The sequence below is a fragment of the Fulvivirga kasyanovii genome, from assembly GCF_009711405.1.
Classification (GTDB): Bacteria; Bacteroidota; Bacteroidia; order Cytophagales; family Cyclobacteriaceae; genus Fulvivirga; species Fulvivirga kasyanovii.
Genome location: NZ_SMLW01000664.1, coordinates 23,818 through 39,163 on the forward strand (window position 1 = coordinate 23,818; position 15,346 = coordinate 39,163).

Here is a 15,346-nt window from a genome sequence, read left to right on the forward strand (position 1 = left end):
AAAACAATAGTAAATTTTAAATTTGATAACTTTTTTAAACATGAACCAAAACTATTTCCGATTATGGACAACAATTTCCTCAAGGTCAAAGACTACTTACTCGAATTAGACTATAACATCACTTACGAAAGCGAAGAAGATGGTGTTTTTATGGTTGAGAATGATGAAACCGGAATTAACAATCTGGTTCTGGTGGTTGCTGATCCACTTTTGATCGTAGAGCAGTTTGTTTTTGAAGTTAAAGAAGGCGCAGATCCGGATGTGTATAAAAAGCTAATGCAGAAAAGCCGGGATATTGTGCATGGGGCTTTTGTGTTGGATGAAACTGGTACAAGAGTACTGTTTAGAAATACACACGAACTGGAAAATCTGGACCTAAATGAATTGGAAGCAACAGTTAATTCACTGGCATTGCTTCTGGGAGAGTATTCAAAAGAATTAATCAAATTTTCAGGCACACATTAATATATCGATAAAACTATGGGAATATTTAAAAGACTATTCAAGATCGGGGAAGCAGAAGCAAATGCTGCAGTTGATAAATTAGAAGACCCTATCAAATTAACAGAGCAAGGTATCCGGGACTTGAAGTCGGATCTGGATAAAAGTTTACAGGCCCTTGCTGAAGTTAAAGCTATGGGTATCAGATCAAGAAATGAAGTGAAGGCCAGTGAAGCCAAGGCCCGGGACTATGAAGAGAAAGCCGTGCTTTTGCTCAAACGTGCACAAAATGGAGATCTTGATCCAGCCGAGGCTGATCGTCTGGCAACTGAGGCTTTGAATAAAAAAGAGGAGGCTCTTAAAGATGTGGAAAGGGCGAAAGGAGAGCAGGCACACTTTGAGACTAACGTTGCACAACTTGATCAGAATGTAAAAAAGATCAGGTCGACTATCAGTAAATATGAGAATGAGCTAAAAACGCTTAAGGCCAGGGTAAAGGTAAGTTCAGCTACAAAGAAGCTCAATAAACAAATGGCACAGATTGACTCATCCAGTACTATGTCTATGCTTGAGCGAATGAAGGATAAAGTGGCTGAAGACGAGGCTTTGGCTGAGTCATACGGCGAGATAGCCAATGAGAGCAAAACGTTGGATGATGAAATTGACAAAGCTCTTGAGGGAAGCGGAAGTGTAAAAGCTTCAAGTGAGCTCGAAGCTTTGAAAGCAAAACTGGGTATGGATAAGAAAGAGTAATCTTTCTTATCCCTTTTTAGTAAATAAACCTGGTTTAATACGATTAGTAATATACTTTTTGCTTTTAAAGCCATCAGGTTTATTACCATTTCATGATGGCCCTTATATTAAGGGCTTTTGCAAGACACAGATGAGAGTATAGCCGTTCTCATCAGGTATTTCACACAAAACCGGAAAAAATACACCAATGGGATTATTTGATTTTTTTAAAAAGAAGGACCCGGAGCCATCATATGACGTCACCAATTTGAGTGTCAGGAATTTGAGCAAGGGCTTTATACTTGATTATAACCTCAAATCATGGGAGGTAACGGAGGTGTATCGCTATGATTGGGGAAACCACAACTTTTCAAATGAATATAAACTGGATTCAGGAGATGAGGTAGTTTATCTGCACGTAGAGGATGATGGGGAATTGAACCTTACCGTTACTAAGCCCATAAAGATCAGAAAGCTGGATGAAGACATTATTGATAAGACCATTGAAATGGAGCATCCTCCAAAGAAGCTTACCTATGAGGGGATAAAATATCATCTGCATACCGACTGCGCAGGATATTTTAATGATGTAAGCGCGGGTAAGGATGATTGGGAGGAGCTGATCTCCTGGGAGTACTATGATGATGAGGAAGAGAATATTTTATCCATTACCCAATGGGGAGAGCGCGAATTTGATGCTGTAGTGGGAAAGGTTATAAACGAATTTGAAATATCCAATATCATTCCGGGCAATTAATGAAAAGTCATTATATTAGCTGCTAAATTTTTATTCTATGGTTAAAGGCTATAACATTCTCTATTTGTTTTTGATTTTAATATTGCCTGGCTGTGGGGGAGAGGATTTTTCTAAACCTCCCGTGGATGATATCATCCGAGACATGCCTTCCGGTCGCGTGTTTTCAGTGATATTACATGATATGGACGTAAAAGGCACCTTCTTTCATGACTATTACCATCAATACAAGATTATACAGGAAAAAGAAGCAGGCAAACCCGAGGAGTATATTACTGGCTGGGAGCAGGTGAGTAAAGATTACTTCACACGACATGCGGATGACATGGGTATGGAAATCGCCTCAAGAGGTGAAGATGGTAAACTTCGTAAGAGTGTAAACCCTCCTGGTTATAATAATTACATTGGTAATGAGAGGTATGGGAGCTGGCATACCAGTGGAGGTAGTAGTTTTTGGCAGTTTTATGGCCAATACGCCTTTATGAGCCATATGTTCAATCTGGCTGCTTATCCAGTGAGGAGGTCCTATTATGACGATTACAGAGGCTCCTATTATGGCAGTGGTAGATCTTACTACGGCCCGACCGTTTCTGGAAGGCGATACTATGGAACAAACAGTGCCTATACAAGAAGCACTCGTCCACGTTCTGCCTGGAGCCGCAACACATCAAGTTTCAAACAAAGAGTAAATAGCCGTACTTCAAGGTCAGGGTCTCGCTACGGGGGATCAAGCAGCAGGTCAAGGGGCGGAGGTTTCGGTAAATAAGTTCGTATAAATATAAAAAGTCTATGATATCCATTCTTGATGGCCTGCTGGCAACCCTGGTGTATCTGGTTGCTGCTTTCCTTTTATTCTTTATCGGCAAAATCATTTATCAGTTGTTCCACCCGAAAGTAAAGGTTGCGCATGAACTGGTGGTCAATGATAACTTTGCTTTTTCACTTGCCTATGTGGGGTATTTTATCGGTTTACTTCTTGCTATCGGAAGTGCCCTGATGGGAGAAAGTGAAGGTCTGGTCAATGACTTGATAGATATAGGGATCTATGGAGCACTTTCGATCATACTGCTTAACCTTTCTATCCTCATCAATGATAAAGTTATACTTAGGCACTTTAGTGTAAAGAAAGAAATACTGGAAGACAGGAACAGTGGAACCGGTGTTGTAGAAGGAGCAATGGCAGTGGCTACCGGTTTAATAATCCTTGGAGCCATTCATGGCGAAGGGCATGGCGAAGGAGGCCCTATTATTACTGCCCTGATCTATTGGGCTCTGGGCCAGGTGTTACTTTTTATAACAGCATTGGTTTATAATGCCATTACACCGTACAATATTCATGAGCATATTGAAAAAGACAATGTTGCCGTAGGAATTGGTTTTGCAGGTGCACTTATTGCGATAGCCAACCTTATCAGGTATGCACTGATGCACGATTTTGAGAGCTGGATTATTACACTGGAAGATGTCGGTATTGATGTTGGTATTGGCTTGCTGTTTTTGCCACTCGCCAGGTTACTTACAGATAAGATATTGCTGCCCGGTCAAAATCTGACTGACGAAATTATAAATCAGGAACATCCAAATTGCGGAGCGGCTTTAGTTGAGGCATTTGCCTATATTGGTGGCTCGGTTTTGATTACCTGGTCGTTATAAAAGCAACAACAATTATTGTCGATAGCGCGATATGTTTTAATAATGTATTGCGCTTTTTTATTTTTGCCGTTTAAAAGATAACCGTCACCCTGTATCCTGATGACCTTGGAAAACTTTATGTGTAAATGAAATTAAGGTCGAACCTTCTTAAACTAGCCCTTTTTGCTACCGGTCTGTCTGGTATAGTAGCCGAATATGTGCTTTCGACCCTGGCCACATACTTTCTGGGCGATTCTGTTTTTCAATGGACCATGATCGTCTCTATTATGCTGTTTTCCATGGGGCTGGGAAGCAGGTTGAGCAAATGGTTTGTGAATAGCAATCTTCTTCAAAATTTCATTTACATTGAGTTTATACTTTCCATACTCGCAGCATTTGTTTCGGTAATAACTTATACAACATCAGCTTTTTATGGCTACGTCGGTTTTGTGATCTACGCCATGAGCGTGATCATAGGCTTGTTGATCGGGATGGAGATACCACTGGTAATCAGGCTAAACGATGAATTTGAGGATCTACGGATCAATGTGTCCTCCGTAATGGAGAAAGACTACTATGGGAGCTTGCTCGGAGGTATTTTCTTTGCCTTCATAGGATTGCCACATTTAGGACTCACTTATACCCCTTTTGTGCTGGGGAGTATCAATTTCATAGTAGCCTGCGGCCTCTTCCTGATGCTGAGAAACAGCCTCGAACCCCAGTTAAAAGTCAGGCTTTCAGGTATGAGCCTGGCCGTTTTGATTTTACTGGTTTCAGGTTTTGTATTTGCAAAGCCGATAATAGAATATGGTGAGGAATCGAGGTATCAGGACAAAATCGTATATCAGAAGCAGAGTAAATACCAGAAAATTGTAATTACAAAAACCAGAGATGATTTCTGGTTATTTATTAATGGCAACCAGCAGCTAAGCAGCATAGACGAAGTGATGTACCATGAACCACTCGTACATCCGGTAATGAAACTCTCGCAAAATCCGCAGCATGTTTTGGTAATGGGGGGAGGGGACGGAGGGGCCGTCCGTGAGATATTAAAGTATAAGCAAGTTGAAAAGGTTTCCCTTGTTGATCTTGATCCTGCCATGACTAACCTCGGGCAAACGCATGAACTGCTGCTGCGGATGAATAAAAATGCTCTGAATCATGAGAAAGTTGAGATTATTAATACGGACGGATTTAATTATTTGGAGGGGAGCCGACAATACTTTGACATAATTATTGTGGATCTTCCCGATCCTAAGACAGTGGAACTGGGCAGGCTTTACTCTTATGAGTTTTACCGGCTTGCTTTTTCGAAGCTTAGGCCTAATGGGTTGATCATAACTCAGGCAGGCAGTCCGTACTATGCTGCTAGGGCGTTTAACTGCATTGACACCACCATGCAGGCTGCGGGGTTTACCACGGTACCATTGCACAACCAGGTATTAACCCTCGGAGAGTGGGGGTGGGTAATGGGTAGTAAGTCCGGTAGTAAAGCGGAAATTAAAAAAGCACTACAGGCGTTGCAATTTGAGGATATTGAAACCCAATGGATCAATCATGATGCCATGACACTGATTACCTCATTCGGTAAAGACATATTCCCGGATGATCAGCAGCCCGTGGAGGTAAACAAAGTACACAACCCGGTGCTTTATAAATACTATCTGGATGGAAAGTGGGATCTTTATTAGCCTTTTATCAAATGGGCTGCTATTATTCCGGAGTCAAGCGCCTCAAACAGAAGTGGTAGCCTTCCATTGTCGACACCCGCAAACACCATGTTTTTGTCAGGTCGATTATCATTTTTATCGTTGAACAGGTAGCCTGGAGCAGGTATTGGCATAGCGTGCCCCATAGCTTTAATGAATACCTTCCGTACATGCTTATCAATGGGTGTTCCAAAATATTCACTGATCCGGGCTATTGTAACCTCTGCAATCTTTTGTTTGTTGTTTATGACATTGACTAAATCTGACCGTGATGCAGGCGGAAGGCAATAATATGCACTCAATACGCGTTGCCTGTTTAATGGAGTTTGCTGAGCCTTTGAATCCACGAAGCCCATAAATGATTCGTCATCAGTTAGCATTTCGTTTTGCCAATAACCTACAGAAGGCAGGATACTTTCGTCAACAACAATGTTCACTACCATCCATGGAGCGTAAACATTCTTTTTAAAAAGTGGAGCAGCATCTGGGTAGATATACTTTAGGGCATGTTTTTGGCCGGCATATATGATGTTTTTAACCTGTAGTACTTTAGTCAACTGCTGGTCTACATCTACAATGTGTACTTCGAAACCGCTCCCTGACTTACTGATGGAGCTTACGAGGTGATGTGTTAACAGCCGTTCTCCTCCGACAAAGTCCTTCATTTTATCTATAAAATAGTAGTTGCCCTGAGGTGGAGAGAAAAGCTCAACTATTTCACTATAGTATGGTCTGCATGCAAAGTAGTGAATGCCTGCCAAAGCTGAGATTTGTTGTGAGCCTGCACCATAGTCATCTTTCATGTGGTAATTTATACCTCGGATGAACTCTTCGTCCACCGGCATTTTTTCTTTAATGAAGTCAAGGAAAGATATATTGTTGAGATAATGAGAGTCAGTGTTTACCAATCGGCTTGGGAGGAGCATTTTTCCTGCATAGGGCTGCGTAAGGTCGATCAGTTGTTTTTTTTGTTCCAGGCTTGGTATTACTTCGCTCCTGAATGAGCCATTGCTGTAGCATTGGTTTTTACGCCTGTGTTTAATATGATATTGCTGGTCTTTGAAGCTCCAGCTTTCACTCCATGGCAAAAGCTCTATGATATTTAACTCTTTCAGTAGGGCGAGGACTTCGGCGCCATAATTTTGTGGGTACGAGTACTCATAATGAGCCCCTTGTGAAAACATACTTTGGTTGTACGAGCTTGCAGAGGAACTTCCTCCAAGTCCATTAGATAGCTCACAAAGCAAAAAATCATGGTCTTTTAATTTGCAGGCTGCGGCCATGCCTGCAATGCCCCCACCCACAATCAATGTTTCTACAGGGGATATTCTTTGAATAGGAAAATTTCGGCTTTTCAACAAAAGGTGACCCGTTGCTGCATCAGAGTCTACCTGGATATCATAGCTTTTGTCAGTTGCCAGCCAGTTACATGACTTGAGTAGAATGGGCAAAGTAAGCAGGGATGTGGCTTTTACAAACGCTCTTCGATTCATAGTTACTGCAAAATTACAGTTTTGACGTAAGGATTTGTCCTGGCTTTCCATATGAAGCCATCAAGGATATAATGAGTGACCTGTGGGACTGAAAGCATGGCCAGCGCCAGTGCCTGCATCAGCGAAGTTTGGATGGCGGGAAATGGATAGGAAAATAGTTGTGAGAAAAAAGACTCATTCTCGCGAAAAAGGAACATGTCCCATAAATATTCTTCTCCAATGGCCAGAACAAATATTACCGATATCATCAGGCAAATGTTTATAACTACTCTATAGCAGGTAACTTTAGATTTAAGCTGTTTTTTGCCCTCAACATAAAAGAAGATGAGCGCCATGTAAGGTACCCCGTGTGCAACCACATTGGTTAGTGAAAATGCCAGGTCAGAGTTGAAGTAAATAATACCCAGATACCAGTTGCCTGCCGTGGTCATAACCCAAAGCACTTTACCCCATGGAAAGCGGAGATTATGCTTTTGGTGAATACTGATTTCTTCATATAGCCAGTATGCCAATATTCCAAAGTATAAGAGTGTACCTGTTTGGTTAATTATGGATAAAACAGAGTCACTCCACAATGGAATATTATTTAGAAACTCACGAACATTTAAGAAGTCTCCATCTATAAACCAGTTAAAGTGTCTGTCGTGGTTAAGGTGCCAGTAAAATACCGGGTAGAGCATACCTATGTAAATAGCGGTTTTGTCGGATATTCGTTTTTTTAAATTAATGAAGCCATATTTAGCCCGGTAGATCTGCATAAAACCATATTGCTGTTTAAGGAAGTGGTAAACTGCAAGGTAGGCTAATATTGTCCAGAATAGTGCAGTGGAAAAGAATGCTAGTGCAAAGAAAATGAGCAGCCCTGCCAAAGGAGCGCTTATCAGTAGTTTTTTATGAGTTTGAAATTCCTCTTTGTCCAGGTAAGTCCTGAAAAGAGTACTCCAAACATGCGTAACGTCAATGCCAAGAATTATTAGCACCCAGAACCATAGTGGCATATTTTGTTGAAGAATACTCTCCGGCAGGAGGAAACAGATTAGCCATGTAAGCCAAACCGGCAGACTCAGCAGCCAAATATCTACTGATTTATTGAAAATCCAGATTTTCCCCATAGGCTAAAAAGTCCATGTGCCCGACTTGTAATACTCATGGATGACGGGCTTTTTCAAAGTATTAATCTCAAACGAGTCCATACGAACCGGAGGTTTGCCAAATGACATGATCATCTGCATACCCTCATGGTTTAACCACCGGGTATCTATATCTTCAAAGGTACATTGACCGGCTTTTTTGTTTAATTCGTGATGAGAAATCCCTTTCGCCCCAATTATCCACCCCCATTCACCAATGGTGAGTACCTGGTTATGCAGAGGCAAAGCACTGAAGCCTGCAGCTTCGACAGTATGTTGTATGGTATAAAAAGCCACTGTTGCAAGGTAGGGGCTTCCTGCCTGCGTAACAAGTAGACCATTATTTTTCAAGGCTCCACCACACAGTTTGTAAAACTCCACAGTGTAGTACTGACTAAGCTCAATATCTACAGGATCAGGAACATCTACAAATATGACGTCATATTGCGCGGAGTCCGTAGCGAGCAGGCGGAATACTTCACCATTTTCTATTACTAACTTGTTGCTCTGCAGAGCATTTTCGTTAAGGTTGGTAAACCATTTTTGCTTTGAGGAAATATTTAAAAGGGCTGTATCGATGGGGGCGAGCACAATTTGCTCAACTGTTCTGTGTTTAAGGATTTCTTTTATTAATAGACCATTTTCACCTCCAACGACTAATATTTTTTTTGGAAAAGGACTTATTTTCATAGCAGGGTGCACCATGGGCTCATAGTAAAGGCTATAATCTATGGAACTGAACTGGTTGATGTTATCATAGTAAAACCATTCATTTCCCTTCCAGGTGGTTATATCAATTTGATGATATGGGGTTTGGGCTGAGTAAAGGACCTTATCATAATATTTCTTTTGACTTTTATACATCCTGTAGTCGTCAGGAATCCGGACATATACAAATACCATCAAGAGAGAGAGGGCCAACCATAAAGCTGATTTTTTCCAGTGCCGGTAAAGAGGATCAAATAAAAGGTACAGGGCGGCAATGGGTAGGGCAAGCCAGGCGAATGAAGCGGTAAGGCCAATCCAAAAGCCAAGCGCTGATGTCAAAGATATGAATACTGGTGAAAAAGGAAGTGCTCTGGATTTTATGAAAATTGCCAACGAAGCAGCCAGACAAGAAAGCATGAAATATGATAAAATGTTAACCCAGTCAATGTATCCGTAAAGCGAGAATATCAAATTTGAGCCGTAAAGTGCTATGGAAAGGAACAGAAAACCAACTATAAGAGCCGGTATGCCTTGAGTCTGGATATATTTTACGGATAAGAGGAATGCTGATAGGAAAATAATAAATACAGGTATCCAATCAGCTAGTTTGTATTCATAGAAATAGTTCAGTAGGTGAATTTGTTGTCGTAAGGTGGTCCCCAGCAGCAAGGCTGCAAAAAGATAGCATGCAGGTATGCCAACTGCCCGAAATGTCATACTTCTACATTTTTACGCTCTTTGTATTCATTCAGCATAATCAGAAATTTGTCATACATATCCGTATTGCAACTGCTCAGCTCGATATAGGTTTTGTTTTCTTCAGGAAAGGTATGAATGGCAAAATGGCTTTCTGATAACAGCCAGAGACAGGTATAACCCTGAGGGCTGAAGTGGTGCTCCATAAAATTGAGGAGGCCAAAGCCAGAGGCCGTCAGTATTTGCTCAAAATCCTTCTTTAGGCTTTCAGGATTTACATCTTTGATCCAACAGGAATAGTTATCAATCTTAGCTTCCAAAAATGTCCTTCTTCATGTATGTTAACTAACAAATCAAAAACAAAAATATAATATTTTTTGGATAATCTATAGCTGAATTCTTTCGAGGTTTCAAATAAAAGAGCAGCAGGTGAGTGACCTGCTGCTCTTTTGGCTAAAGTTTACAATGTTATTATTTCATCCACGCTTTCATCATCCAGAGCGTTTTTTCCTGCTCATCAATGAAGTCAGACATCAGGTCTTCAGTTCCGTCATCGCTGGCTTCAACCGCCATTTCTTTTATTTCCCTTTCCAGGTCAAGGATGTTCTTCAAATCATCGATGATGGAAGAAACGGCGCCTTCACCATCGTGGATATTCTTTTTTGCTTTAATTGTAGACGCTTCAATATAGTCGTCAAAAGAATGGAGGGGTTTTCCTTCAATGGTAAGGATTCGTTCGGCAATGTCATCAATTTTCTGAGCAGAGTCCGTATATAATTCTTCAAATTTATCGTGCAATTGAAAAAAATGTTTACCCTGTATATTCCAGTGAAACCCTCTCAGGTTTTGGTAATAAATCTGGTAATCAGCGAGTAGAACATTCAATTTGTCAATAATTTTGTCGTTTTTCATTACGTATTGTTTGTTTTATTTAATCTTCATATTCATTAACGTAAAGGTGCCATTAAATGATTAGCAAATCAAATTGATTGTGATTATGCAATCATAAGCCTTTTCTATTCTTTTTACATTTCTTGCCACTTCTATAACCTAAACTTAAATTCTTAGCAGTTTTGGTCTATATTTGATATAAAAGTTAGTCAAACAGAAATGGATACCAATATTTCGGCATTTGGTGAAGTACTGATCTTCATAATAGGCGGGTTGCTTTTTATTATTGGAGGCTTGGTTACTTCCTGGATCATAAGGCCTGACCGTCCTAATGATGAAAAGCTTGAAACCTATGAAAGCGGTGAACAACCTCTGAGTTCGGCTTGGGCACGTTTTAATATCCGGTTTTACATTATCGCATTGCTCTTTGTATTGTTTGAGGTAGAGATTGTTTTTCTATTTCCATGGGCAACTGTATTCGGGAGGGCTGAATTAGTAGATCAAACCGATGGTCTTTGGGGCTGGTTTGCTTTAATAGAAATGGTGGTATTTGTTCTGGTTCTCGCTTTGGGGCTTGCCTGGGCTTGGGCGCGGGGCTATTTGGAGTGGCCCAAAACCGATCAAAAGGAAGCGGCCAGCTATAACTCGCCTGTACCTAAAGAACTTTACGAGAATATAAACAGAAAATATAGCCGGAATCAGAATTTGTGACAATTAGAACTTTATGGGCTTACTAGATAAAAAATTTAATAGTGGAGGCGTGATTATCACCAAGGTTGATGACCTTATCAACTGGGCAAGGTTATCTTCCATGTTTCCCATGACCTTTGGTATCGCCTGCTGTGCTATTGAATTTATGACTACAGGTACATCAGTATATGACATGGACAGGCTTGGCATGGCCCCAAGAGCTTCTCCAAGGCAGTCCGATGTTATGATTGTGGCAGGAACGGTAACATTCAAAATGGCTGACCGGATCAGAAGGCTGTATGAGCAAATGTCCGAGCCCAGGTATGTCATATCAATGGGTTCATGCTCTAATTGTGGAGGGCCATACTGGGAACATGGTTATCATGTGGTAAAAGGGGTTGACAGAATTATTCCTGTGGATGTTTATGTGCCAGGCTGTCCGCCAAGACCCGAAGCCCTTATCGGGGGATTTTTAAAACTACAGGAGAAAATAAGAAGTGAATCTTTAATGGCGCCTAAGGCCCTTGAGAGATTAATGAAGAAACAAGAAGCCTGATTATGGAATTAGAAGATATTACATCCATACTCAAAGATAAATTTGGTGATGACATCATTCGGGAAGTTGATGAAAATGCATCTCCACAAGCTATAGTTGTCAGCCCTACAGATATACATCGTGTATGTTTGGAGTTGCATACCAATGAGCGAGCCTATTTCGATATGCTTTCATGCCTGACTGGTCTGGATAATGGTCCGGAAGCAGGTACCATGGAAGTTATTTACAATATGTATTCTGTCCCCTATGAGATCGGATTGATGATCAGGGTTAAGCTAGACAGAAACAAACCGGAGGTAAATACAGTAAGTGACATCTGGAAAACTGCTGACTGGCACGAACGGGAGGCCTATGATATGTACGGGATCAAATTCGTAAATCACCCTGACCTTCGCCGGATTCTGTTGCCGGCAGATTGGGAAGGGTATCCACTGCGTAAGGACTATCAGCATCAGGAGTATTACAGAGGTATTAAAGTAGAATATTAGCGTGGCCAACGAAATACAATATCAATATCAGGAAGATAATCTGATCAAGTCAGAACCCAATAAATACAGGGAGGAAGACCTGAAGTCAGAGGAAATGGTCATCAACCTTGGGCCTCAGCACCCGTCAACCCATGGTGTATTAAGGCTGGAGGTAGTTTATGATGGAGAAATTGTAAGGGATGTTATACCTCATTTAGGCTATCTTCATCGCTGCTTTGAAAAACACGCAGAATCGCTGCCATATAATCAGATTATCCCTTTTGTGGATAGGATGGATTACCTGGCAGCTATGAATTCCGAGCATGTTTACGTAATGGGTGTGGAAAGAATGCTTGGAATAGCAGATAAACTTCCCAAAAGAGTGGAATATATCCGTGTTTTGGTGGCTGAGCTTAACAGGATAGCCTCACATTTTGTAGCGGTTGGTACCTATGCCATGGATATCGGCGCTTTTACACCTTTCTTTTGGCTCATCAGGGATAGAGAACATATTCAGCGTATGCTGGAGTGGGCCAGTGGAGCCAGAATGCTTTACAATTACATTTGGGTTGGAGGTTTGTTTTACGATCTCCCGGTGGGTTTTGAAGAGCGGTGTGCTGAATTTGTAAAATACCTGAAACCAAAATTGGCTGAGTTGGAAGGCTTGGTGATGGAGAACAAGATATTCATAGACAGGACTGCAAATATCGGCGTGCTTCCTTTAGACCTGGCACTTAACTACGGTGTGACTGGCCCGGTGCTACGGGGCTCCGGCCTTCGTTACGACCTTCGAAAAGTAGACGGCTATTCAGTATATCCGGAAATAGATTTTGATATTCCCATAGGAGAGGGCAAGGTAGGTACTATAGGTGATTGCTGGGATAGAACAGATGTGCGTGTAAGGGAAATACACGAGTCATTAAAGATTATTGAGCAGTGCCTTGAAAAACTTACCAAGGAGCATAAAAGAACCCGGGATTTTGATCCTCAGGAGCTTGTGCCCAAGAAAATACGCCCCAAAGCCCAGGATTTTTATATACGTGGAGAGACTCCAAGGGGTGAGCTGGGTTTCTTTTTTAGGGCAGATGGTAAAAGCGATATCCCATTCAGATGTAAAGGCAGGTCTCCCTGCTTTGTAAACCTTTCTATTATTTCCGAGTTATCAAAGGGAAGCCTCATTGCCGATTTAATAGCAGTGTTGGGTTCTATAGATATTGTACTAGGAGAAGTCGATCGTTAATTATGAAAATACTGCCCGCAGGCCAAATTCGTAATATAGATGCATACACCATAAAGAATGAGCCCATTCGTTCCATCGATCTTATGGAGAGGGCGGCAAAGGCATTTACGCGTTGGTTTACCACACGTTTTAGCCCAAAATATCAGGTGACGGTGATCTGTGGAACTGGCAATAATGGGGGGGATGGTTTGGCAGTGGCCCGCATGCTGAATGAGAAGAATTATAAAGTAAGCCTTTATGCGATCAAAAAATCTGCCTCAGCTTCTGATGACTTTAAAATCAATGAAAAACGCCTGGAGGGGCTGATTCATATAAATAAGATAACCAGCCCTGGTGAAGTCCCGGAGTTTAGTACAGGCCACATAGTTATTGATGCTATTTTTGGTTCAGGCTTAAGCCGTGATGTTGAAGGCTTGTATGCTGATGTTATCAGAGCAATGAATAACTCTGGTAACACTATAGTTTCAATAGATATCGCTTCAGGTTTGTTCGCTGACCGACATACTTTTTCCGATATTGTGGTTAAACCGGAGTTTACTGTTTCCTTTCAAATACCCAAACTGGCTTTTTTTATGCCTGAAAATAGTAGGTATGTAGGAGACTGGTATATTGTTGATATTGGGCTGATGCAAGAGGCCATTGAAAAAGAGGCTTCTGATTATTTTATGCTAACTGACGGCTTCGTAAAAAGTGAATTAAAGAAAAGAGAAAAATTTGCCCATAAGGGTACTCATGGACGTGCACTTGTAATGGCAGGAAGCTATGGTAAGATGGGTGCCGCTGTTCTTTGCGCCAAGGCTGCATTACGCACCGGAGTGGGGTTACTTACAATGAATATACCCAGATGTGGCTATAATATTATGCAGTCTGTCGTACCTGAAGCCATGGTACTCCCCGATGAAGGAGACCATTTTCTTACAAGCTATGGAGATGTAAGTAAGTTCGATGCTTTGGGCATTGGGCCAGGGATCGGTCAGGAGCAGGAAACAGTCTATAGCCTGATGCAGGTGGTTCAGGCTTTTGGTAAGCCATTGGTTATAGACGCAGATGGGCTGAACATTATTGCCCAGCATCGGGAAATTCTTGAAGTTCTGCCGTCTAAAACTATTCTGACACCTCACCCGAAGGAATTTGAAAGGCTGGCCGGCAAATGGTCGGATGATTTTGAGCGGCTGGAAAAACTCGTGGCTTTTGCCAGCGAAAACGATGTTATAGTAGTACTTAAGGGGGCTCATACCTCAATAGCCCTGCCCACTGGTGAGGTTTATTTTAATAGTTCGGGAAATCCCGGAATGGCCAGTGGAGGAACCGGTGATGTTTTGACAGGAATGATTACTTCGTTGCTGGCTCAGGGGTATTTGCCGGAATATGCCGCAAAAGTGGGAGTATACCTACATGGTGTGGCAGGTGACCTTGCTGCCGAAGTGACAGGTCAGATAGGGATGATAGCATCGGACTTAATAGATTTTATTCCCGATGCGTACCAAAATATAAGATAATTTTCTTTTTATTTGGTATATGAACAACATATTGATTGTTTCTACGTATTTAACAAGAGGTCTGCAACGAGAGGAGCTCAAAAAAATTGTGAAGGAGAATGATTTGTGGATCGGTTTTTGTTCAATAGTTGATAAAAATTGACACCCGATTGCGCATGAAAATATTTATACTAACTGTACTATCTGCACTTATACTTACTTTTAGCGGAACATCTGTGTTTGCGCAGAATGGGGAAATTGATAGATTCAAAGATTCATCCTTAGAGAAAAAGCTCAACGAAGTGAGGATGTTTCCAAACCCTACGGCTGATTATCTTAGTGTTACGATCAACAACTCAACTCTTGCCGAAACTAGCTTTACAGTTCATAATATTATCGGCAATGTAGTTGATGTACCTGTAGAAATCGTAGGAAAGAATGAATATAGATTAAGAGTTAAAGATTTGGCTCCCGGATACTATCTTTTGGCTATTCGGGATGATCAGGGATACTTTAAAGAAACATACAAATTTTTGAAAAGATAGTTTAAACAGGTTATTGAAATTGAGCCTCTCAAGTAATTGAGGGGCTTTTTTTATATCGAAATATTTACCAGTAACTGTTGCAAACGCTCTGTTTACTATACTGGTCACTAAGCTTACCTTATATAATATGTCAGAACAACAACTCCCAGTTATCTCGGAACAAGCGTAAAACCTGTGGAGTAAA

At 41.3% G+C, this 15,346-nt stretch carries 17 protein-coding genes; 12 read left to right on the forward strand and 5 right to left on the reverse strand.

Annotated elements, in window-relative coordinates:
• Nucleotides 1–63: 63 nt before the first annotated feature.
• From E1163_RS26275 to E1163_RS26300, 6 genes are all read left to right on the forward strand, one after another.
• Nucleotides 64–465 (forward strand): YbjN domain-containing protein, encoded by a 402-nt coding sequence (locus tag E1163_RS26275; RefSeq protein ID WP_155176017.1) that lies wholly within the window; start codon nucleotides 64–66, stop codon nucleotides 463–465.
• A gap of 15 nt (nucleotides 466–480) precedes the next feature.
• Nucleotides 481–1,194: a PspA/IM30 family protein gene (locus tag E1163_RS26280; protein ID WP_155176019.1), complete on the forward strand. Its 714-nt coding sequence runs from the start codon at nucleotides 481–483 to the stop codon at nucleotides 1,192–1,194.
• 187 nt (nucleotides 1,195–1,381) lie between these two features.
• Complete coding sequence (locus E1163_RS26285) at nucleotides 1,382–1,930, forward strand: DUF4178 domain-containing protein (RefSeq protein WP_155176021.1); 549 nt, start codon at nucleotides 1,382–1,384, stop codon at nucleotides 1,928–1,930.
• 37 nt (nucleotides 1,931–1,967) lie between these two features.
• A complete protein-coding gene (locus tag E1163_RS26290; RefSeq protein WP_155176023.1) occupies nucleotides 1,968–2,693 on the forward strand; it encodes a hypothetical protein in 726 nt (241 codons plus the stop codon).
• Between the two features lie 23 nt (nucleotides 2,694–2,716).
• Nucleotides 2,717–3,580 carry a DUF350 domain-containing protein gene (locus E1163_RS26295; protein ID WP_155176025.1) on the forward strand — a complete coding sequence of 288 codons (864 nt, stop codon included), beginning with the start codon at nucleotides 2,717–2,719 and terminating at the stop codon, nucleotides 3,578–3,580.
• A 125-nt stretch (nucleotides 3,581–3,705) separates the two neighbouring features.
• A complete protein-coding gene (locus E1163_RS26300) occupies nucleotides 3,706–5,250 on the forward strand; it encodes a polyamine aminopropyltransferase (RefSeq protein ID WP_155176027.1) in 1,545 nt (514 codons plus the stop codon).
• Here E1163_RS26300 and E1163_RS26305 read toward each other — a convergent pair.
• The 5 genes from E1163_RS26305 to E1163_RS26325 all read right to left on the reverse strand — a co-directional run bounded on the left by E1163_RS26305 (nucleotide 5,247) and on the right by E1163_RS26325 (nucleotide 10,207).
• Nucleotides 5,247–6,761, reverse strand: coding sequence for an NAD(P)-binding protein (locus tag E1163_RS26305; protein WP_185156220.1), 1,515 nt, complete (start codon nucleotides 6,759–6,761; stop codon nucleotides 5,247–5,249). The genes E1163_RS26300 and E1163_RS26305 overlap by 4 nt on opposite strands.
• Nucleotides 6,762–6,763: 2 nt before the next feature.
• Nucleotides 6,764–7,759 carry a hypothetical protein gene (locus E1163_RS26310; protein ID WP_155176030.1) on the reverse strand — a complete coding sequence of 332 codons (996 nt, stop codon included), beginning with the start codon at nucleotides 7,757–7,759 and terminating at the stop codon, nucleotides 6,764–6,766.
• 117 nt (nucleotides 7,760–7,876) lie between these two features.
• The gene (locus E1163_RS26315; protein WP_155176032.1) at nucleotides 7,877–9,316 is read right to left on the reverse strand and encodes a spermine/spermidine synthase domain-containing protein; all 1,440 of its coding nucleotides are present in this window, start codon (nucleotides 9,314–9,316) and stop codon (nucleotides 7,877–7,879) included.
• Nucleotides 9,313–9,615: an S-adenosylmethionine decarboxylase family protein gene (locus E1163_RS26320; protein ID WP_155176045.1), complete on the reverse strand. Its 303-nt coding sequence runs from the start codon at nucleotides 9,613–9,615 to the stop codon at nucleotides 9,313–9,315. The genes E1163_RS26315 and E1163_RS26320 overlap by 4 nt, the downstream gene beginning before the upstream one ends.
• Nucleotides 9,616–9,766: 151 nt before the next feature.
• Nucleotides 9,767–10,207 (reverse strand): Dps family protein, encoded by a 441-nt coding sequence (locus E1163_RS26325; RefSeq protein ID WP_155176047.1) that lies wholly within the window; start codon nucleotides 10,205–10,207, stop codon nucleotides 9,767–9,769.
• A gap of 198 nt (nucleotides 10,208–10,405) precedes the next feature.
• Between E1163_RS26325 and E1163_RS26330 the strand changes: the two genes are divergently transcribed.
• From E1163_RS26330 to E1163_RS26355, 6 genes are all read left to right on the forward strand, one after another.
• Nucleotides 10,406–10,897, forward strand: a complete 492-nt coding sequence (locus E1163_RS26330) for an NADH-quinone oxidoreductase subunit A (protein ID WP_155176049.1) — start codon at nucleotides 10,406–10,408, stop codon at nucleotides 10,895–10,897.
• 13 nt (nucleotides 10,898–10,910) lie between these two features.
• Nucleotides 10,911–11,432: an NADH-quinone oxidoreductase subunit B gene (locus E1163_RS26335; RefSeq protein ID WP_155176052.1), complete on the forward strand. Its 522-nt coding sequence runs from the start codon at nucleotides 10,911–10,913 to the stop codon at nucleotides 11,430–11,432.
• A 2-nt stretch (nucleotides 11,433–11,434) separates the two neighbouring features.
• On the forward strand, nucleotides 11,435–11,920 hold the full coding sequence (locus tag E1163_RS26340; protein WP_155176053.1) for an NADH-quinone oxidoreductase subunit C: 486 nt from the start codon (nucleotides 11,435–11,437) through the stop codon (nucleotides 11,918–11,920).
• 1 nt (nucleotide 11,921) lies between these two features.
• The gene (locus tag E1163_RS26345; RefSeq protein WP_343033981.1) at nucleotides 11,922–13,139 is read left to right on the forward strand and encodes an NADH-quinone oxidoreductase subunit D; all 1,218 of its coding nucleotides are present in this window, start codon (nucleotides 11,922–11,924) and stop codon (nucleotides 13,137–13,139) included.
• Nucleotides 13,140–13,141: 2 nt separating this feature from the next.
• Nucleotides 13,142–14,638 carry an NAD(P)H-hydrate dehydratase gene (locus tag E1163_RS26350; protein WP_155176055.1) on the forward strand — a complete coding sequence of 499 codons (1,497 nt, stop codon included), beginning with the start codon at nucleotides 13,142–13,144 and terminating at the stop codon, nucleotides 14,636–14,638.
• A gap of 155 nt (nucleotides 14,639–14,793) precedes the next feature.
• A complete protein-coding gene (locus tag E1163_RS26355) occupies nucleotides 14,794–15,162 on the forward strand; it encodes a T9SS type A sorting domain-containing protein (protein WP_155176056.1) in 369 nt (122 codons plus the stop codon).
• Nucleotides 15,163–15,346 lie beyond the last annotated feature (184 nt).